General features: G+C 40.9%; 13 protein-coding genes. 8 read left to right on the forward strand and 5 right to left on the reverse strand.

The genetic code is table 11. From position 1 onward, the window contains the following. Positions 1 to 373: 373 nt before the first annotated feature. The gene (locus tag CDC37_RS20260; protein ID WP_096624549.1) at positions 374 to 4,891 is read right to left on the reverse strand and encodes a choice-of-anchor I family protein; all 4,518 of its coding nucleotides are present in this window, start codon (positions 4,889 to 4,891) and stop codon (positions 374 to 376) included. A gap of 976 nt (positions 4,892 to 5,867) precedes the next feature. Here CDC37_RS20260 and CDC37_RS20265 point away from each other — a divergent pair. From CDC37_RS20265 to CDC37_RS20295, 7 genes are all read left to right on the forward strand, one after another. After that, the gene (locus CDC37_RS20265) at positions 5,868 to 6,659 is read left to right on the forward strand and encodes a peptidylprolyl isomerase (protein WP_096624551.1); all 792 of its coding nucleotides are present in this window, start codon (positions 5,868 to 5,870) and stop codon (positions 6,657 to 6,659) included. 329 nt (positions 6,660 to 6,988) lie between these two features. After that, the gene (locus tag CDC37_RS20270; RefSeq protein WP_096624553.1) at positions 6,989 to 10,015 is read left to right on the forward strand and encodes a peptidase domain-containing ABC transporter; all 3,027 of its coding nucleotides are present in this window, start codon (positions 6,989 to 6,991) and stop codon (positions 10,013 to 10,015) included. 257 nt (positions 10,016 to 10,272) lie between these two features. After that, positions 10,273 to 11,850, forward strand: coding sequence for an HlyD family efflux transporter periplasmic adaptor subunit (locus tag CDC37_RS20275; protein WP_096624554.1), 1,578 nt, complete (start codon positions 10,273 to 10,275; stop codon positions 11,848 to 11,850). Between the two features lie 214 nt (positions 11,851 to 12,064). Continuing rightward, a complete protein-coding gene (locus tag CDC37_RS20280; protein WP_231943127.1) occupies positions 12,065 to 12,358 on the forward strand; it encodes a type II toxin-antitoxin system prevent-host-death family antitoxin in 294 nt (97 codons plus the stop codon). 16 nt (positions 12,359 to 12,374) lie between these two features. Continuing rightward, positions 12,375 to 12,629, forward strand: a complete 255-nt coding sequence (locus CDC37_RS20285) for a type II toxin-antitoxin system RelE family toxin (RefSeq protein ID WP_231943128.1) — start codon at positions 12,375 to 12,377, stop codon at positions 12,627 to 12,629. A 276-nt stretch (positions 12,630 to 12,905) separates the two neighbouring features. Next, positions 12,906 to 16,445 carry a methionine synthase gene (gene metH / locus CDC37_RS20290; RefSeq protein WP_096624560.1) on the forward strand — a complete coding sequence of 1,180 codons (3,540 nt, stop codon included), beginning with the start codon at positions 12,906 to 12,908 and terminating at the stop codon, positions 16,443 to 16,445. A 155-nt stretch (positions 16,446 to 16,600) separates the two neighbouring features. Continuing rightward, complete coding sequence (locus CDC37_RS20295) at positions 16,601 to 16,915, forward strand: hypothetical protein (protein ID WP_096624562.1); 315 nt, start codon at positions 16,601 to 16,603, stop codon at positions 16,913 to 16,915. Between the two features lie 390 nt (positions 16,916 to 17,305). Here the strand turns inward: CDC37_RS20295 and CDC37_RS20305 are convergent, their stop codons facing one another. After that, the gene (locus CDC37_RS20305) at positions 17,306 to 17,917 is read right to left on the reverse strand and encodes a TetR/AcrR family transcriptional regulator (protein ID WP_096624566.1); all 612 of its coding nucleotides are present in this window, start codon (positions 17,915 to 17,917) and stop codon (positions 17,306 to 17,308) included. Positions 17,918 to 18,149: 232 nt separating this feature from the next. On the opposite strand from CDC37_RS20305, the gene CDC37_RS20310 reads away from it, so the two are divergent. Then, complete coding sequence (locus CDC37_RS20310) at positions 18,150 to 18,551, forward strand: DUF3291 domain-containing protein (RefSeq protein ID WP_096624568.1); 402 nt, start codon at positions 18,150 to 18,152, stop codon at positions 18,549 to 18,551. A 208-nt stretch (positions 18,552 to 18,759) separates the two neighbouring features. Here the strand turns inward: CDC37_RS20310 and CDC37_RS20315 are convergent, their stop codons facing one another. The 3 genes from CDC37_RS20315 to pdxA all read right to left on the reverse strand — a co-directional run bounded on the left by CDC37_RS20315 (position 18,760) and on the right by pdxA (position 21,675). Continuing rightward, on the reverse strand, positions 18,760 to 19,398 hold the full coding sequence (locus tag CDC37_RS20315) for a tetratricopeptide repeat protein (RefSeq protein ID WP_231943129.1): 639 nt from the start codon (positions 19,396 to 19,398) through the stop codon (positions 18,760 to 18,762). A gap of 250 nt (positions 19,399 to 19,648) precedes the next feature. Further along, entirely contained in the window at positions 19,649 to 20,605 is a 957-nt protein-coding gene (locus tag CDC37_RS20320) for a lipase family protein (RefSeq protein ID WP_096624572.1), read from the reverse strand. A gap of 11 nt (positions 20,606 to 20,616) precedes the next feature. Beyond that, positions 20,617 to 21,675 (reverse strand): 4-hydroxythreonine-4-phosphate dehydrogenase PdxA, encoded by a 1,059-nt coding sequence (pdxA, locus tag CDC37_RS20325; RefSeq protein WP_096624574.1) that lies wholly within the window; start codon positions 21,673 to 21,675, stop codon positions 20,617 to 20,619. Positions 21,676 to 22,281: the final 606 nt, after the last annotated feature.

The following is a 22,281-nucleotide window of genomic DNA, read 5'->3' on the forward strand; positions in this document are numbered from 1 at the left end:
AAAGTTTTTTTCGAGGCTAAAGGCTAAAGCTATTTGCGGTCAAGTAACAGTACAACAAATGCAATATCTCCTACTGATAATGGCATAGAAATAATTCTCCTAATTGATGAATTTTTTTGGTTTTTAAAAACCTAGAATACAGAAAATGGCGTTGCTGAATTTGGACATGAATTATCAAATCATCGTATTTTGTAGAGACGTGGCAATGCGATGTCTCTACATAACGTAAAATTGACAATTCATACAATTAGTATTTGTATCTAACAACGTCCATAAAATGACACAAATTAACAAATACAACCAATGAATTATCAACAAACATCAACAAAAATAGGGGTATAAAAACCCCCATACACATACAAATCAAACCCAACTACACAACCGGAGCCAGATTCACTTTGATAATAATATCGTTGTAATCTCTGTCTCCACCATTGGGTAAATCTTCAAAACCAAAGGTGTTATCACCCAACAAACGTAAATGGTCTACTTGGTTGGGATTTGCACCGAGGAATGGGAAATAAACCTTCGGATCATTATTGGGATTACTATCTGTTAATTGCTCTAAAGTACCGTTGACAACGATAAAGGGAGCAATAATTGAACCCGCATTTACCCTCGCGTTGACAGTTGATGTTGCTTGGTTTGCGACTTCTAATTTGATGGGTTGATTGTTTGCACCGCGCACCAAATTATTTAAAGCTGCATCGATATAGGAGCGGCTATTATTGGGATTGACACCACCAACTAAACCATCCGCATTATCAATCCGGTAGAAATAAACTTGGTTGTTAAATGCAGCTTCTCTGTACATGGAGAAAGTTGCATCTACTTGACCAGTAATACCTCGTAAATCAATAACTTCCCCTTGAGTTCCATTTTGCAAACTAGTTCCCAACGCAGGGGTTTTATTGGTTGTCCCCACCTTGATATTAAACCCTTCTACATTGATATCCCAACCATTATTAGTGATATTAGAAATAAAATTATTCCTGGTGGAGAAAATAATTTCCTTGGATTTTCCAGCTTTAATATCGTCAGCAGTACCGTCTTTAATCACAGCAAAACCAATTTGACTACCCAGACCAAATTCCAAAATCCTGGGATTATCCCCTGCTCTAAAACCATTTGGTTGATTACTGATAATGGAAGAAATCACCCGAGCTTTTCCACTTTCTAAGAGTTGCTTCAAATCAGGATTACCATTACCATCAAACTCAAATACCACCAACTCACTCACACGGGAATTGGGATTTACCGTATTCACAGTAAATTGTAAATTGGTAGCGCGACCTGTGATTCCGACCACACCGGGAGTAGAACCGGGTTGAACTTTACCAACAAAACCTGCAAAAACACTATCGGAACGGAAAGCTAAATTCTGAATCCTGGTATCCTGTGCAGCAGGAACATCTGCAACCTTAAAGGCTTTTTCCGGAGTGTTAAAATTCGCTAACAAATACTCCGCAAAAGCATCCTGTTCCGTTCCCGAACGCGCAAAATTAGCTTTTCCTGGGTCAAACTTACTGGGGTCAACAGCACCATCAATCCTACCATTGCGGTTGCGGTCTGTGTCGGTTTCCCCAATTAAATCAACCCGATTGGCAAAGCTAGGATTAGCTGTGACAAAATCTGCAAAGGGATAACCATCACCACCATTAGCAAGGAAACCGAGGGTGACAATGCGAATTCCCCGATTCGGATCTCCCTGGACTTGACCCTTTTCAACCAAAGCTTCCTTAACACTACCATCCGGATTCAAAATTGCCGCACTTTGAATCCGTTGTCCAACAGGTTTACTTGCATCAAAACTGAAGGAAACACCACCTATTTGGGGGAATTGACCAGGAGTCGCACCAGGTCTGGTTCCTGCAACACCGTGTTCTAGCACCTGTTTTAACTGTGCTGCTGTGAGGGTAATTAGGGTTAGGTCGTTATTAAACCGCAGCGCATTTTCCGTATCCAGTTGTGAAATACCACCATCCGGTTTCCCTGATAACTCGCTTCCTTCCGGGGGAAGTTTTTGTGCTTCAGTTCCACCTGGGGGAGCAATAATTCGCCCAATGTTATCGCGGATACCACCACCATTTTTCAAGGACACAACTACGGTGGGGTCTAAACGACGTGCATAATCCAGGTTCGCATCCGCAGTTAAATTACCCAGATTTGTTTCCTCTGTCCGGACACTACCACGGTCTCCATTCAGGAAAACATTGGTAATACCAAAAACATTACTATCTTTCCGTCTAATTACTTCCCGCACAGCATCGGTAATGGCTTTGATTTCTGGGTCTACCAAATTTTGCGCATTCAAAGCTGCAACCCCTGCTGCATCCGTGGCATAGGCTCCACTGATGTTTTTATCGATACTTGCGGGAATAATCCGACCCTGGTTATCAAAATCGACAACTAAACGACCAACGTATTTATAATTACCATCCGTATTGACGACGGCGACATCTTCCCCGGTGGCAGATTTGAGTAAGATGGGATACACACCTTGAGGGGTATCTCCATCTCGCAACCGGTCTGTTTCATCCACCAAGCGAGAGTGGGAACCACCGGCGACGATAATATCTACACCCTTAAGTTTTCCTGCTAGCTGCTTCTCAATGTCGATTTGTTGCATGTGAGCTAGGAGGATAACTTTATTGATACCAGTGGCAGTCAGGGCATCTACGGATTTTTGAATTTCTGCCGCTAAAGCATCGATATCGTTCGGGTCGGGAGGAAGAACTCCAACATTGCCCGGGGAAGATATTCTCCGCAGAGTAGGGGTAGTAGCACCAACTACACCAATTTTCTCGCCGTTGACGGTAATTACGGTACTCTTGGCAATTTTACCGGGGATATCGCTAGCTTCCTGACCATCAGCAGTCACCAGGGGTGCAAGGTTTGCATCGGGAGCAAAATTCAGGTTAGCGCTAAGGTAGGGGAATTTTGCACCGGGATACGCACCACTAGGAGCAAGGATGTCTCTGACTAAACCAGTACCCTGGTCAAATTCATGATTACCAAAGGCGATCGCTTGGAAACCCAGTTCATTTTGAATGATAATGTCTGCTCTTCCCTGTCCTTCTCTTCCAAGTAGAGGTCTCAGGGATGGGTCTGCTGCTGCATTGAGGAATAATCCGGGAATATAGGCATCACCGGAGGATAAAATCAAGGTATTGGGGAAATCTATCTGACCATTCCCATCCGCGTCCTGGTTTTTTAAAGCATTCAAGACTGCGCTGAAGCGGGGTGCGTCATCCAATGCAGGAACACCAGCTTCCTGGTCAGATGCGTGTAACAGTTGTAGGGTGAAATTGGGTGCTTCAACTTCGTAAATAGTCGCAGTATTACTAACTTCGTTAGAAACCACTATTAAGGGTTTCCCATTAGGACTTTCAATTGCAGGAATGAATTTTAACCCTTCTGGACTAATATCACCTTCAGTGCGAATGTACTGAACAAATTGGGGTGCTTCCGGTTTACTTAGGTCGTAGACCATTACCCCCCCCGTTCTTTCTAAACCAATGAAAGCGTAGGGTTTACCACTAACATAACCGACGGTGACAGCTTCTGGTTCCGGACCTTTGTTGTCGGAGCGAGTATCGAAGGTTCCTGGATCACCATTGCTATTGAAGATGGTGGGGACAAGTCGAGCGGTGATTTGCTCAAGTTGATCACCACTGTCAAAAACTAGCTTACCCTGGTCATCCCAAACGGAAAAGGAACGAGCGCCAAAGGCGTATAATTTATCATAGTCCCCATCCCCGTCAGTATCACCGAGGGTATTGGTAATTAGCAAGCGACCCAGGTTGGCATTGTTTTTTAACTGTGTAGCATTGGGGAAAGCGGTCGGGTCAAGAACAACACTATTATTCCCAATTCTCACCTCTTCGTTAAAGATTCGACCTTCAGTGTTATTGGGAGCAGGTAGAACATTATCAGCAGAAGGACGTAAACGCGCATCTCCTTCATTTGCTGTCACGTAGTAGGTTTTTCCCCCTACCCGGAAGGACGCAACCGCATCGGGTTGGTACATCCCGAAAATCGGCCAGTTTTGAATATTGATGCGACCACCACCAGTACCATTAACACTCCTGTCACTTGCATCTAGACCATTTCCTGGTAAGCTATGGTCTTTGAATCCTAAAGGTAAAATATCGGTAATGATACCGTTGTCTAAATCTAGAACTGCAAAAGCATTATTTTCTTGCAGAGTCACAAAGGCTTTTTTCCCATCGGGAGATACAGCTATATATTCCGGTTCAAAATCTTGAGCTGCTGTGGAAGGAGTACCGTTCGCTAATCTACCAAAGATTTTCACTCCTTTTTGTCTTAACAGCGCTTCCTGTCCATTAAAAGCGCGAAAATCCGCTGTTTTTACCTTGCTTTGGTCTAAAGCGGTGATATCACCGGAAACATCAATAATACTAATGGAACCTTCCGGGTCAAATGTATAATCTTCACTTGGTTCCCCTTCATTAGCCACCAATACCTTTGTTCCATCGGGGGTAAAGGTGAGCATATCCGGTAAAGCACCCACTGTCACCTGAGCAAGGGATCTGGGATTATTAATATCAACTGTGGCATCAAAAAATACCACTTTACCAGGTTCTGTGAAATTATTGGCTGAAACTGCGACAGCGACAACACTGTTTTGTGTTCCTTTACCTTTTCTAACTGCAACACTTTGGATTCCTCCACCGAAGCTAGAAAGGTCAACGTTACCAATTTTGACGGGATTATTGGGGTTGGAAAGATCAACTATTTGCAGTACGGGTTTTCCAGCGACTTCTCCGGTTAAAAATAGACGTTTGGTTTTGGGGTCAAAGTCTGAGATTTCCGCACCATCTAATTTAATTGTGCCAGCAAATTTCAGTAGTTCTGTTTGATTGGTCATAATTGTTTTTTACTGTTAATTGGAACAGTTAGGTTTAATTACTCTGAGTGTTGGGTGAAACTTGCTGCAACCGAAAACAAAATCAAATACCATCAACCGTCGATTTTTCAGGAACCTCTCTGAATTTAAAGGGAGTAGTGGAAAATCAATCCATTACTCAACACTTATCAAGAGAAGGAGAAATCCATAAATATTAGCTTTGGAACAGGAAGTCGAAAATAACTTGATTTGTCACTCCCCATAGACTCCATACTTATGATGGAATTCACAACTATGATTTCAAATCATGATTGAATGGTAATGATTTTGTACACAGAATCGAGAATATTTGACTTTGGGGAAGGATTAATCCAGAAAGTAATTAGAGTGTGTTTTGGTTCAGGAAAAAGACAAAATATTCAATGAAAATGATTGAATATTAATTCTATTTGATGACAAGCCTATTCTCGGTCAAGGATGAATGAAATCAATCATACATATACAACTGTTGATTTTAGCTGGATTAACCTGGAAAATATTGTGCTTTAATTATCCAAGAAATTCCGCATTATTACCTTATGGTAGCTAAATTAAGGAGTGACTATCAAATGATTAAGAACAGCGATAATTATACAAGATTTCTGTAATCTGATGGATAAGGATTGACTTTGGTAGGTAGAGGGTTATTTTTACTCTGGAAACCGGAAATTATCAATTGATATTTCAGTCAGTCAATCAACTGTAACATCCTCATTTGTTTGAAGGTGGGAACTTCTATTTTGAGAATAGTAATCTGTACCCAAAAATTTTGTTTAAAACCCCACTTCTATGAAAATTATGGGATTATGGAGAGATAGGAATAAGAAGGTGAAACAAATTATTTTAATCTTTAGTGTGCATATAATTAAAATAAAATTTATATATTAATAACCTTTTCATAACCTTGTATTGGTATGTTTACTGAGACGAAAGCAAACAAAATAACCCCAAAAATTGTATGTTTCCTATGCTGCAAGTGGGTGATAATCGACTAACATCAGAGCAATTGATCCAGTCTTTGGTAAAATATCAAATGATGCCGCAGTTGCTGGGGGAGTTGATTATTGACAACGTGATCGCAGAAATAAAATTAACTCCCACGGAAGCAAAATCAGCCTGTGAGCAGTTAGCAGCAAGATATCAGTTAACTTCACCAGAACAGCGTCGGTTTTGGTTACAAAAGAATGGTTTAACCTCAGAACAATTGGATGAAATTGCCATTCGTCAATGTAAAATAGAGAAATTTAAACAAATCAATTGGGGAGGAGATTTAGATTCCTATTTTCGCCAACGTAAACCCCAGTTGGATAGAGTAATCTATTCTTTGTTACGTACAAATGATATTGGGATTGCGCAAGAATTATATTTTCGGATTAGTGAGGGGGAGCAGTCCTTTGCAGAATTAGTTCGGGAATATTCCCAAGGTTCGGAAGTAGAGACAGATGGTGTAATCGGTCCTGTGGAATTGCAGTCAATTCATCCAGTAATTGCCAAAATTTTGTCGAGTGTCCAACCACAACAGCTTGTACCACCAACTCAGGTGGGTGAATGGATTGTTTTAATGAGATTAGAAAAAATTATTAGTGCAAAATTAGATGAGATGACGCGTCAACGTTTAATTAATGAACGCTTTCATGAGTGGTTACAAGCACAAATTCAAGCTCAGAAATGGCAAATTGGGTATGGGGAAGAGGAGATAACAGACGGGATAAGAAAAGTTGAATGCGGTCGAGAAATGGTTTTACAATAGGATTTTTATTTGGAAGAAATGCTGGTTTATGAAATGATAATAATCAGGATGAATACGATATTTTTAGTGTTTTGATTTTGATATTTCGTAGTTGATTTAATTTTTAAAAACCAAAATAAATACAGACATATAATTCTCGGTATCTACATTCTTACTCCCAAAAAAATAATATATCACGAACACTTGTAGATAATACCATACAAACTCAATTTATACAGAATGATTATCCGTATAAAACCGGGTAAAACCTGTTCCACAATATTTATTCTTAAATCGGATTTAGATATATCTAAAAACCATTTTATCTTTAATCCAAAATCCCAAATCGAATGACTTACCTCAAAAATAACTTGCAAACATTTATTGCTTCCCTACCCGGTTTTGAGCAAATACCAGGGGAAGTATTGACGAGATTATTGACAACGATTCAAGCAGGACGCTTCCGAATCGGTCAGAAAATTATTGGTCAGGAAACAATTCCCGACCGAGTAGGAATAATTTATACCGGGAAAGTACGGTTAATTGGCTATGACCCCCGTACCCAAATGCCAACTACCTTAAAATTACTAGAAACAGGGGATTTTTTAGGGGAAATTAGTTTACTGCGTCAAACACCCTGTGAAACCGCGATCGCATCTACGGAAGTGACAATTTTAACGATTGCTGCGGCGGATTTTTTGAGTTTAATGGCGAGTTTTCCAGCTTTTGCTCAAGCACGTCAAAGTCAAGTGCATATGGCGGAAGTGTTTGAAGTTGTGGGGTTACAGTTGGATGCTTTGGCTAATGGAGGAGCGAATCTACGGGAAATTACGGAAAAAGCTGCCACGAATGCCACGATTATCAATTTACCTCCCGGTAAACTGGGTGTGGAGGAATTAGAAAGGGAAAAACTTTGGTTTGTCAGTGGTGGTGTTGTCAATCAGAATCCCCGTGGTTCCCGTTTAGATTTAAATAAATTGGGGATGATTGAGGTGACGGGGAAGAATTCTGCACGGTTGCTAGGATTAGATCCGGAGGATGTATCTTGTTTACAGGGTTACGTAGATACAAATACCCAATCTCCCCTACCTTCTCAAGAAATCCTCACCAGTTCCCCATCTCCGGAAGAGGAATTAGAAATCCCCTACGTCGAGGAAACAGAACCCCTATTCTCTTCCTCACCTCAGCAGTACAAACCAGATAATCAACGAGTTAAGTATCCATTTGTTCGGGGTCGGGGGGAAGTGAATGGGACAGCAGCTTGTTGGCAGATGTTATGTCAGTATTTACACATTCCCTTCCGTCGAGATGTGGTGAAACGGGTATTAACAGAGCAGTTTCGCCGACAGGAATCTATTTCTTTTCAAGTTTGTGCCTATTTAGGTGAATTAATCGGGTTTAAATCCCAATTAGTAGATTTACTTACCCAAAATGTCACACGTATCCCCACACCCGCATTGATGCGTTACCAAGGGGAATATGCAGTTATTTATGAAGCTAGCGATCGCGTGATGGTTTTAGGTGTACCGTCCCAGGGAATAAAGCGGTTTTCACCGGGTAAGTTGATTGCAGAGTTAGAAGCGGTAAGGGAGAATTCGAGTCCCCAGTTGCAAGTTTTGTTGTTGAGTGCGACCCAGGAAACACCCCAACAGCGTTTTGGTTTAAGTTGGTTTTTACCCTATATATCCCGTTATCGTCGGGTATTGATTGAAGTCTTTTTGGCTTCATTTTTTGTGCAATTAGCGGCTTTAGTGAATCCGTTGGTGATTCAGTTAATTATTGATAAGGTTATTGTCCAAAATAGTATTAGTACCCTGAATGTATTGGGGGCTTTATTATTAGTGGTTGGTTTTTTTGAGGCGATTTTAGGCGCTCTCCGCACCTATCTATTTGTGGATACAACTAACCGCATGGATATGGGGTTAGGTTCACAAATTATTGACCATCTATTACGTTTACCACTACGCTATTTTGAACGACGACCTGTAGGAGAATTAGCTACTAGAATTAACGAATTAGAAAATATTCGTCAATTTCTCACGGGAACAGCCTTGACAGTAGGATTAGATGCGGTATTTTCCGTAGTATATATTATTGTCATGCTCTTTTATAGCTGGCAATTAACTTTAGTTGGTTTAGCGACAATTCCCGTATTCCTATTAATTACCTTTATTGCATCCCCCATTATTCGTAAACAACTACGCCACAAAGCCGAACGCAACGCCGAAACCCAATCCTATCTAGTAGAGGTAATGTCGGGAATTCAAACCGTCAAAGCCCAAAATATCGAATTGCGATCGCGTTTTACATGGCAAGAAAAATATGCTCGCTATGTCGCTGCGGGTTTTGATAATGTGATTACTTCCACTTGGGCTAGTGCTACTAGTAATTTTCTGAATAAATTAAGCAGTTTGCTAGTGTTATGGGCGGGAGCTTATTTAGTTTTACAAGGGGAATTAACCCTAGGAGAATTAATCGCCTTTCGGATTATTTCCAGCTACGTCACCAGTCCTATATTACGATTAGCTCAACTGTGGCAGAGTTTCCAAGAAACAGCTTTATCTTTAGAACGATTAAGTGATATTGTCGATACCCCAGAAGAAGGAGAGCAAGACCGAGGAAATATTCCTCTCCCAGCAATTCAAGGAGCAGTTAAATTTGAAAATATATCCTTCCGCTTTGCAAGCACAGGTCCTCTACAATTAGCCAACGTCAACATTGAAATTCCCCCAGGAAAATTTGTGGGAATCGTTGGACAAAGTGGTTCCGGAAAAAGCACCTTAATGAAACTATTATTAAGATTATACGCACCCGAATCCGGACGCATTTTAATCGATGATTATGATATTGCCAAAGTCGAACTTTATTCCCTACGACGACAATTAGGAGTAGTCCCCCAAGATAGTTTACTATTCGACGGCACTGTCCAGGAAAATATGGCCCTTACCAACCCCGACGCAACCAGCGAAGAAATCATCCAAGCAGCTAAAATCGCAGCAGCTCACGACTTTATCATGAACCTACCTAATGGCTATAATACCCGCGTCGGAGAAAAAGGAGCAGGACTATCCGGAGGACAAAGACAACGGATTGCGATCGCGCGTTCAGTCTTGCAAAAACCGAAATTACTCGTTTTAGATGAAGCTACCAGTGCTTTAGATTACCCAACGGAACGGCAGGTTTGTATCAATTTAGCCAATGCGTTTCGGGGAAATACAGTATTTTTTATTACCCATAGATTAAATACAGTTAGTCATGCAGACATCATTTTAGTCATGGATGGAGGAAGATTAATAGAACAAGGAAATCACCAGGAATTAATGGCGAAAAAAGGTCATTATTTTTATCTTTATAATCAGCAGGAAGTGAATTTGTAAATATGCTAGAGACAACCCGTCGAGTCGTCTGTACGGAAATATTAGTAATTGCAAAAATGGTGTTACTGAATTTGGGCATGAATTATAATTATTTACATTTGAATTTTGTATTAAAACCAAAATCATTAATCATTATCGTAGAGACGTAGCACCGCTACGTCTCTACAATAGGTCAAATTTTCAATTTATATTTTTATTCAGCAGCGCTAAAAAATCATCCTACTCCTGTATGCTGTATTCTACTCAAGGAAAATCCCATGTCTACTAACCACACTAACGGTCATAACGGTAACGGAAAATATCATCAATCAAACCTACAAGATGCGCGATTACTGTTAGCGGAAAAACCCGTACCCAAACAACTAAAACCAGACTTAAAATCCTATCAATTACAACAATCCTCATCAGTCATACTACGTCAATCCCCCATATGGTCACGTGCCATTATGTTAACATTAATGGGATTAGCTAGTTTTGGTGTAATTTGGGCTAGTATTGCTAAGATTGAACAGGTAGTACCTGCAACAGGACAACTAAAACCTGAAGCAGCAGTCAAAGAAGTTCAAGCACCCGTAGGTGGAGTTGTCAAACAAGTCTTAGTAAAAGATGGACAACAGGTGAAAGTAGGAGATTTATTATTAGTTTTTGACACAGAAGCGAACAAGTCAGAATTAACAGCTTTAGAAAAAATTCGTAATAGCATCATCCAGGAAAATCAAATTTATCGGACTTTGATTAACTCCGGTGACAATCCAGCAAGTTTATCCCTGTTAAGCAATAATCTAAATCCCGAAATCGCCAACCTTTTTAAAAACCGCTCTGCTCTCCTAAGAGAAATAGAAACCCTACAGACAGAATTAAATAATAACACCGATAATAATAACCTCAATAACCAAGAACAACAGCGTTTACAAGCAGCACAAACAGAACTGACATCTCGTACCAATGCAGCACGCTTAGAAATTGCTCAAATTAAACAACAAGCCAATCAAAACCAAATCAAAATCCAAGATGCACGCCAAAATTTGATTCTAGAACAGCAAATTCTCACCAAACTAGAAAACTTAGCCAAAGAAGGCGCGATCGCGCAACTCCAGTATCTCAAACAAAAGCAAACAGTACAAACCCTGAAATCCCAAATTTCCCAACTAGAACAGGAACAACAACGTCTCAAATACGATGTAGACCAGGGAACAGAAGAATTAACCAACACCGTTGCAAGTTCCCAAAAAAATATCCTGGAAAAAATTGCTGCAAATAAACAACGCATTGCCGAAATCGACAGTCAACTATCCCGTATTCTCCTAGAAAATGATAAAAAACTTGCGGAAATCAACAGTAAAATTGACCAAACTAAACTCAACGTCAAATATCAGGAATTACGCGCACCAGTCGCAGGGACAATTTTTGATTTACAAGCAAAAACACCAGGTTTTGTTGCCAACCCTAGCGAAAAAATCTTGAAAATTGTCCCCAATGATAACCTGATTGCCGAAATATTTATCACCAATCGAGACATTGGATTTGTCCAGGAAGGAATGAAAGTAGATGTGAGAATTGAATCCTTTCCCTTCAGTGAGTTTGGTGATATTAAGGGTGAAGTTAAATGGATTGGTTCCGATGCCTTACCTCCCGACCCTACCCATCAATTTTATCGTTTTCCTGCCAAAGTTCGCCTCAATCAACAAAAATTAGCAGTCAAAGGTAGAGATATATCTCTACAATCAGGGATGTCCATTAGTGCAAATATTAAAGTTAGGGAAGAACGCACAGTTTTGAGTCTATTTACGGAAATGTTTACCAACCAAATAGAAAACCTCAAGCAAGTTCGTTAATTGTGATTATTTTTGATTTTTCCGAAAAATCTACGTTGTGTCAATCCTGTTAGATTGAATCATCTCGCCATTTATTTACACCCACCTGGGGATGGGCGATATCTGACGATAAGTCTTACGACTATGTGCTGTCGTGAGTAAAAGTTTGCTATCCTAGTAGCAATCAAAAGTTTAAGGAAGTAATATTACAATAAATATATAAATTATAGAAAGCATGAAGAAAAACTTGAACTTGAAAATGCGCCAGTTTCCCCTTAGAGACATCCAAAATCCCCACAGCGATGCTCTAAAACAAGCAACAACCGAACCGATCATCATTACCAGCGAATCACAATCTAGTTACGTAATTATGTCAGTAGAAAATTACGAGCAATTAATGAATCGAATTACCCAATTAGAAGATTTAATTTTAGGACAACAAGCACAAATGGCTTTGGCTACATCTAAAATGGTAGGCTCAGAAATTTTCACCGCAGAACTCGAACGTTTAGCAGCACTTGATGACTAATTTACAGTATGGCGAAATGAGACGGTTTAGAAAAAGTTTACAGCCGAAAATTGCTGCTCAAATCGCCAAAAAAGTCATGTCGCTCAATATTGACCCCCTACACCCAGACTATAAAGAATTAACTGGTTATCCTGGATACTATCGCGTAGATTCGGGAGAATATCGCATTGTTTACCGCTTTGATGCAGATGCAGATTTAGTTGAAGTGATTTTAGTTGGTAAGCGTAACGACGACGAAGTATACAAACAACTCAAACGTTTACTGGGATAAGGATTTGCTGTTGTGATGCTCCTTGGGAGCGCTTTTTGGTATTGGTGGTGTGCGATCGCTGACTTGTCGGTTCGCGTTTATCATTTCGATTATTTGTAATAGTTGTTGCTGTTGTTGTCCTATCTTAACTTCCTGATTGGTTCGTTCTCAAGGAAAAATAAAAATAGTACACTTCCCAATCTTCCCCATTTCCCCGAAATTGGCGAAAATATTACATAGTGTGGAACACCCATCCGGTGTCACACCACACTATTTAACTTAAATTGCTGGAGACCTATGACACAATCATTCCTAGAACGGCTCCATAGTCCGGAACATCCGGTAATTGTGTTCGATGGAGCGATGGGAACGAATTTACAATCGCAAAACCTGACTGCAAAGGACTTTGGTGGTGCAGAATACGAAGGTTGTAATGAGTACCTTGTTCACACGAACCCGGAAGCCGTTGCGAAAGTCCACCGTGATTTTTTGGCTGCGGGTGCGGATGTCATCGAAACCGATACCTTCGGAGGAACGGAGTTTGTGTTGGCAGAATATAATCTGCAAGACCAAGCTTACTACCTCAACAAAACTGCCGCAGAATTAGCAAAACGCTGTGCTGCCGAATTTTCCACACCGGAAAAACCCCGCTTTGTGGCTGGTTCGATGGGACCGGGGACAAAGTTACCCACCCTCGGTCATATTGATTATGATACCCTAGAAACGAACTTTGCCAACCAATCGGCAGCCCTTTGGGATGGGGGTGTGGATTTATTCATTATTGAAACCTGTCAGGATGTGCTGCAAATTAAAGCCGCACTCAATGGGGTAGAAAAAACCTTTGCTGCTAAAGGTGGAAGACGACCCATTATGGTTTCAGTAACAATGGAAACAATGGGAACCATGTTGGTGGGGACGGAAATTAATGCGGTGGTGACAATTCTCGAACCTTACAAAATCGATATTTTAGGTTTGAATTGTGCCACTGGTCCAGACTTGATGAAACCGCACATCAAGTATCTATCCGAACATTCTCCCTTCGTCGTTTCCTGTATTCCCAATGCGGGTTTACCGGAAAATGTCGGTGGACAAGCCCATTACCGTTTGACACCGATGGAATTACGGATGGCGTTGATGCATTTTGTCGAAGACTTAGGTGTCCAAGTGATTGGGGGTTGCTGTGGGACACGTCCGGGACATATTGCTCAACTGGCTGAAATCGCCAAGGAACTGAAGCCAAAACAACGTCAACCAAGGTTAGAACCAGCAGCAGCATCGATTTACAGCACACAAAATTATACCCAGGATAATTCCTTCCTGATTGTCGGTGAGAGATTAAACGCCAGTGGTTCTAAAAAATGCCGAGATATGCTCAACGCTGAGGATTGGGACGGTTTAGTCTCCCTCGCAAGAGCGCAGGTCAAGGAAGGAGCGCACATTCTCGATGTGAACGTCGATTACGTCGGTCGGGATGGGGAACGGGATATGCGGGAGTTGGTTTCCCGAATTGTGAATAATGTCACCTTACCCCTAATGCTGGACTCGACGGAATGGCAAAAAATGGAGGCTGGGTTAAAGGTCGCTGGTGGTAAATGTATCCTCAACTCCACCAACTATGAAGATGGAGAAGAACGCTTTTTCAAAGTCTTGGAACTAGCGAAAAAATACGGAGCCGGGGTAGTAATTGGCACTATCGACGAAGACGGAATGGCCCGGACAGCCGAGAAAAAATTTGCGATCGCCCAACGTGCCTATCGAGATGCTCTGGAATACGGCATCCCTGCCCATGAGATTTTTTTTGATACCCTTGCCCTACCTATTTCTACGGGGATTGAGGAAGACCGGGAAAATGGCAAGGCAACCATTGAAGCAATTCGCCGAATTAAGGAAGAGTTGCCCGGCTGTCACTTTATGTTGGGTGTATCAAATATTTCCTTTGGTTTGAATCCAGCCGCGCGTCAGGTGTTAAATTCCATGTTCCTCCACGAAGCAATGCAAGCAGGAATGGATGGAGCAATTGTCAGCGCTGCCAAGATTTTACCCCTAGCGAAAATAGAAGAGAAGCATCAGCAGGTGTGTCGAGATTTGATTTACGATCGACGCAGATTTGAGGGTGATGTTTGCGTTTACGACCCCTTGGGTGAGCTAACAACCCTGTTTGAAGGGGTGACAACGAAGAAAGATAAGGGTGTTGACAATAGTTTACCAATTGAGGAACGCTTAAAGCAGCATATTATTGACGGGGAAAGAATTGGTTTGGAGGATACTTTACGGGAAGCCTTAACTAAGTATCCAGCTTTAGATATCGTCAATATCTATTTGCTAGATGGGATGAAGGTGGTAGGAGATTTGTTCGGTTCTGGACAAATGCAATTACCTTTCGTTTTACAATCAGCCGAAACCATGAAAGCTGCGGTGGCTTTTCTTGAACCCCATATGGAAAAATCGGCAACCGGTGAAAGCAATGCTAAGGGTAAATTTATCATTGCGACCGTCAAGGGAGATGTTCACGACATTGGTAAAAACCTGGTGGATATCATCTTAACTAATAACGGCTATCAGGTGATAAATTTGGGGATTAAACAACCTGTAGAAAACATCATTGAAGCCTACGAAAAGCACAAAGCCGATTGTATTGCCATGAGTGGTTTATTGGTTAAATCCACCGCCTTCATGAAGGAAAACTTAGAGGTATTTAACCAAAAAGGTATTACCGTACCCGTGATTTTAGGAGGTGCAGCTTTAACACCCAAATTTGTCTATGAAGATTGTCAAAACACCTATAAAGGTAAAGTTATCTATGGCAAAGATGCCTTTTCTGACCTCCACTTCATGGATAAATTAATGCTAGCTAAAGCCAATAATGCCTGGGATGATTTTCATGGCTTTTCCGGTGAATTCGCTGCCGAAAATGATGTGGTATTCCGGGATGTGGATGCAGAAAAAATTGCCGCTAAAGCAGCTAAGAAAAAGTCAGATGCATCCTCAGAAATTGACACCCGTCGTTCCGAAGCCGTTGATATCAACATTGAACGTCCTCAACCTCCCTTTTGGGGAACCACCTTCCTACAACCAAATGACATTCCCTGGTCGGAAATATTTTGGCATTTAGACCTGCAAGCTCTCATTGCTGGACAATGGCAATTTAGAAAACCTAAAGACCAAACCAAAGAAGAATATCAGGAATTTCTCCAAGCCAAAGTTTATCCAATTCTTGATAGTTGGAAAACCAGAATTGTTGAAGAAAACCTACTCCATCCCCAGGTAATTTACGGTTATTTCCCCTGTAATGCTGAAGGAAATACTTTATATGTGTATCACCCTGAAAATCATCAACAACAGGTAGCCACCTTTGAATTTCCCCGTCAAGGTTCCGGAAGAAGACTGTGCATTGCTGATTTCTTTGCACCCAAAGACACAGGTATCATCGATGTCTTCCCCATGCAAGCCGTCACCGTCGGCGAAATTGCCACCGAATTCGCCCAAAAATTATACGCAGATAATGCTTACACTGATTATCTGTATTTTCACGGTATGGCAGTACAAATGGCAGAAGCATTAGCCGAGTGGACACACGCCAGAATCCGCAGGGAATTGGGCTTTGGCGACCAGGAACCCGACAATATTCGCGATGTCCTAGCACAGCGCTACCAAGGTTCCCGGTATAGTTTTGGCTACCCTGCTTGTCCGAATATCCAAGACCAGTATAAACAACTGGAATTATTAGGAGTTGAACGGATGAACATGTATATGGATGAAAGCGAGCAATTATATCCGGAACAAAGTACAACCGCAATTATTTGTTATCACCCGGTAGCTAAATATTTCAGCGCTTAATTTTTAGTTGCTTCTACTCCCCTCTCGATATCCTCTAGAGGGGGTTTTTTATATAGTTTAGTACACTTAGCTTGAAATTACCTATAATTAAAGTGTTACCACATAACCAATAAAAACTACTTGATTTAAATATAATTGTCAGGGAAATACAATCTATGAATATAGCCCCTAGTGAAGAAAAAATGTGGCAAAAGATACCTAATAAAAACCACAAGTATCAGATGACAGATGATGAGATTAATGCCAAGTATGAGCGTGGAGAGAAAAGAATACTTACAGAGATAAATCGCGAAAAGCTACCTAATTTTGCCCAAGCTCTGAAAAATCCTGAATATATGGATGTTAACCCTATGCAGAATGATAAATCAATTAGTTCGATTCAGATTGGTTTAGAAGAAGTTGAAATCGGTTTAAAGTTTAATATTGATGCCAATAAAGGGCTATACTTGTATAAGTATCCACATAAATAATCTCATTCTTTCATCACTATTTACCTCATCAATTTTGGTTTTTGTTAATAGGTAAAAATAAAGGGCTTCTGTTTCAGGATTCAGATGGTCGATAGAAAAATTAAAGGTGAGAAAAAGGGATAGGGTAACTAGCAAAATTTGTTGGATATTTTTTGTCAGCTTCATGTTGATGTTTTCACTTTTATATTGTTCATTGAATCCTTTCCTATAGATAAAACCGGATATTTATAAACAATTATGTAAATCATCAATTTCTGCTAACAAAAATATTATTTTATAGATACTTATACCTATTCTTTGTGAAGCTGCTCACGAATTCTACCCTCCTCGAATTTCGGTGAGGAAAGGTTCGTAGTTGCACTTTTATTATTTAATTTGGAAATTCCTGATTTACTGCTTGATTGTGATTCCTTCAATCAAAGATTGGGTGACAAAGGTTGCTAATTCATCCACCGCGATCGCATTACTCACCGGTATCTGCTGATCCATCAATAGGGTCGCTAAACCATGAACAATAGACCACACTGTCCATGTCAGTTTTTTCGGGTCAGTCATCTTGATTAATCCAGCAGCTTGACCCGCAACAATCGCATCGTAGGGTACTTGTAATGTCTGCATGGCTACTTGGTATAAACTGGGAAACCGCTCCTCCGCACAAGTTATATAAACTCCAAACATAATTCGGTAGTGGGAACGATGTGTTATTGCATACTTCACATAGGCAATTCCCGTTGCCTGGAGTTGGGTAATTGGTTGGGATGGATATGCCTGTAAAGCCGCTTCTAACTCCCCTTTCAAGGCTTCAAATCCTTCTTGGGCTACAGCTGCAACCAATGCATCCTTATCGGGAAAATGCCGATAGGGAGCAGTATGGGATACACCCACCCGTCGCGCTACCTCCCGTAATGACAGGCTTTCGATGTCTTTTGCGGCGATTATCTCTAATGCTGCGTCAATTAAAGCACGACGCAAATCTCCGTGGTGATAATTTGATTTTGACACATTAAATTCCCATCTTTGCCTTTTTGATAATACTTTACATTTTACATGTTGACAGTATTAACTATTGGGTTTAAGATAATGTTGACATCATAAACATATTGGAGGTTAAAGATGTCGAGAAGATATACGAATGAAGATATACGACAGATTTTGCAGCAGGCAGAACTATTATATGTAGAGACGTAATATATTACCTCTCTAGAGATATCAGAACAATAAATAGGAAAAAAAGATGGTATTTATATCTGTGACGAGATTACGCCTACGTGCGTGGCGATTTTTGCCGGCATTTTTATGGTTATCCTTTGCCAGTGAACGTCAAGCGAAACAAGCATTAGGAAATATAAAAACTAAGTTAGTTGCTGATGCTAATTTCACCTTTTGGACATTAACAATGTGGGAAAATGAAGCTGCAATGCGTGCATTTATGACAACAGGTTCCCACCGTCAAGCAATGCCGAAATTAGTGGAATGGTGTGATGAAGCAACGGTGGTACACTGGGAACAGGAAAGGGAGGAATTTCCGACTATGGCAGAAGCCTATCAGCGAATGCAAAAACAGGGACGTTGGTCAAAATTAAATCATCCATCCGTAGCTCATCAAAATCGAGAAATTGCCATGCCTAAAAGTTAGAAGACAGGAGATAGATGTAAAGACTTTTTTGTGAACCCTAACTAGGAGGATGTTTGTCAAGTATTAATTATCACTATTTTGATTATCGTCCTGACTCTGGACATGGGGTTATAAAGCTGATTTTTCCTTCGAGAGTACAGACGCGACATGTCGCGTCTCTTCCTGCTCCCAAAAACGATAATTCAAGTATGAAAAATGACTTTTTCCTCTAAGACACAGAGGGGTCGTCGGTTCTTTTTAAATCGCGGAGGATACGTTCCAGACGTTGAGCTTTGTCAAGTTGATTTTGGGATTTATAGATACTGATTACCTTTTCTAGAGATGCGATCGCTTCTTGTTGTTTTCCCTGTTCCCATTGAACTTGAGCAAGGTTAGCTAAGGCTTGGGCATATTCGGGGTTAATTTTTAAGGCTTGATTAAAGGCATCGGTGGCTTCTTGCCAGCGATATTGACTAGCGTACACTTCTCCGGTAGCATTGTAGGCAAGGGCATAGCGGGAATTGAGTTTAATTGCTTGTTGGTAGGCTGCGATTGCTTCCGTGGGCTTGTCTTGACGGAATAATACGTTCCCTAATTGAAAGTATCCAAAGGCATCCTGGGGAAACTTCTTGATGAATAGACGGGACTGTTCTTCTGCTGTTGATAAATTGCGATCGCGTAGTAACTGGTTAACTGTTTGAATCAAAAATAAACGCTCTTGTTGCTGTGATTCGGAAAGTCTGGCGATTTTTTCCACTTGATTTATACTTGCAACCGCAGACAGTGATGGCAGTGTGATACTAATTACATTTCCAACGGCAAAAGAAAACATTGAGGCGAAAATGAGAGAAAAAGGTTTTGCCAGCACAATAACACTCCTGATATTACCTGGTGTTTAATCCATTGTTAACACCATAGTTTTCCTCAAACTAGATATCTTGGATACTTGCTTGTGACAGATTTGGAAAATGTTCCATAGTGTCCGGGTACTAGGTCTTGGGGAGCAAGAATACAGGACACAGGAGGATATTTTCCTTATTCTGATGAATAACTGGGGAACGCGATTTATCGAGTAACGGGGGTAACTGAGGATAGTCAGTTAAACATTATTTAACATATTACCCATTTTTCGCCAAATATCCATTCAAGTCGAGGAGGACATTTTTTTCGTATTCCCGTAGGTCATGGTCTTTAACGAAACTAGCTGCATTGATAAATTCTTCTCTTGTTCCTTTCACGGTTTCTAAAAATTGTCGCCAATAACGAATTTCAGTGTGGAGTATACCTTGGGAATCGAAGAAGTAGCTACTATTGACGTGACGATAGCCAAAACTGCGGGGTGCAAGTCGGGTGACGATATCGCGGTGATTAATCATCCGAAAAGTGCGATCGCGAAATTTTTGGTTATAATTATCGGCAAATTGTTGGTTGCCAACCCTGGGACTACCAAAGCTGTATATACCTTGAATTAGGTCTTGGTAACGACTTGGTAAGCGGACTGCGGTCATTTTGGCTAGGGAACCACCTAAGCTGTGACCTGTAAGAAAAATTGCTTGGTTGTTGTAGTTAAATAAACCGATTTGGGTAGCAATATCAGCCCAAATATCCTCCAGTGCTTGATGAAAACCAGCATGAACATGACCTCCGTATCCTGGTTTCATCAAAATATTACTGTTGTTCATCCAGTCTCGCAGGTTTCCCGGTTCGGTTCCGCGAAAGGCTATCACCATGACTTTTTCGTTCCCAGCTATGTATGCTTGGGTATTGCGTCGATTGAAAAAATGGAAATTGGGGAGATTCCATTCGCTAATTCTAGTTTTAATTGTTTCTGGTTCTAAATAAGCAAGCTGGGATGCTTTCACCAACAGTAAAGCATTGTGGGGATTGTAACCATTTGTCTTCAGTTCAAAACCCATCAAGGGATTGGCAATTTCTATTTCACCCCTTGATAGTAGGTCTGTTTCTAAAAAGTGCTGCCATGTTTGCCAATGGATGGGTTTTGGCTGTCCTTTGAAGAAATAACTGGTCATGGCTGTTTCCTGGATATTTGCTAGGGCTGGTAATTTAAATATCAAGGAAATGGGAATTAATTCCGGATATTTGCTCGCTGTCTAGCTAGAATTTGCGCTAATTCAATGGCTGCACCCATACTAGTAGCATCGGCCACACCTTTCCCGGCGATGTTAAATGCAGTACCGTGGTCAGGGGAAGTGCGGATAAATGGCAGACCAATGGAAGTATTAACAGCGCGGTCAAAGGCCATTAATTTCACGGGTATTAAACCTTGGTCGTGGTACAAAGCTAAATAGGCATCGGGGATATTTTCTAGATTCACCCGTGTCCCAAACCAGGCTAAACCGGGATTTACCCACATGGTGTCTGGGGGAACCGGACCATCTAAACGCAGCTGGGGGTACTTTTGTTGAGCGGTTTCTAACCAGGGTATTAACCATTCAATTTCTTCCGTTCCCAAATGTCCCTTTTCACCACTGTGGGGATTTAATCCCGCGATCGCAATGTGGGGATGTTCAATACCAAAGTCCTGTTGCAAACATTCCACCAGTAGGTCGAGTTTTTGCGTCATTAATTCTTTGGTTAGGGTCTGGGGAACCGCTTGCAGGGGTATGTGGGTGGTTGCTAGTAATGCTCGCAATGTCCACCCAGTGTGGGGTGAACGGGCTACAAATAACATTCCCACCCGTTGACAACCGGATTTTTCTGCCAGTAATTCGGTTTGCCCAGGATAATTATAACCTGCCGCTTGCCACGCAGATTTGGCAATCGGCGCAGTCACAATCGCCGCAAATTCCCCTGCGAGCGATCGCGCGATCGCATTTTCTAAGTAGGCAAAACTGATTGCTCCGGTGGCAGCATTTTCCTGTCCTAATTCCACTGCTGATTCGTATACTTGAACTGATTCAACTTCTAATATCTTCAGTTTTTCCGGATGGATCAGGTCGGTTTTACGCACACTTTCGGATAAAGTATCGTAGGTTTGCATCAGCAATTTCTGACTACCAATAATGGTAATTTTCTCTAATTCTTCTAATTCCAACTTAGCCAGGGCTTTGAGAATTACTTCTCCCCCAATTCCAGCCGGGTCTCCTAAAGTTATGGCTATTTGTGGCTGATGCTTACTCAGCATATTTAGTCCACCTTTACACCAAAAAATAAATCAGTATTTCTAATTATTACCATCGAGAAAATCCTTTGGTTTTACTTATCCATCAGCATATCAGTTATCTACTATCATCTCAATAGATTTTTGACGATGATTTGGGTAAACAACAACTTTTAAAATCATTTGCATCAAAAATACTTATTTGAGTTACGTCAATATAGAAAATTCATATGGTATAAATAAGTTATGCTGAAAGATTAATTTGAAACATCTGTCTGTTATTTTGAAAACCAATGGAAAATTTAAAGATTACCGCCATTTAGTATTCATCGCTATTGGATTATATCTTCGCTAAATGATAAATTTAGCTGAAGATGTATTTTCGCAGCGACACTCCTATCCTTCAGGAGATGGGAACCCTATTCAGGAGACTTTCGTGCGTTACCAGAAACCAGGGAAAGATAGGGCAAAAACTAAAGATAATAGCTGAATCAAGTTTTTAAAAACCAATTTACTTACGTGCCTGTCAGGTGTAGCCTGTAAACAGGGACGTATAGATTCTGAGTCTCTATTTAGGATTAATTCCACTTAGATAATTCTCGTTTTAACCACTACGAGTATCTTCCGGAA

It is taken from the genome of Calothrix sp. NIES-3974 (assembly GCF_002368395.1).
Taxonomy (GTDB): Bacteria; Cyanobacteriota; Cyanobacteriia; order Cyanobacteriales; family Nostocaceae; genus NIES-3974.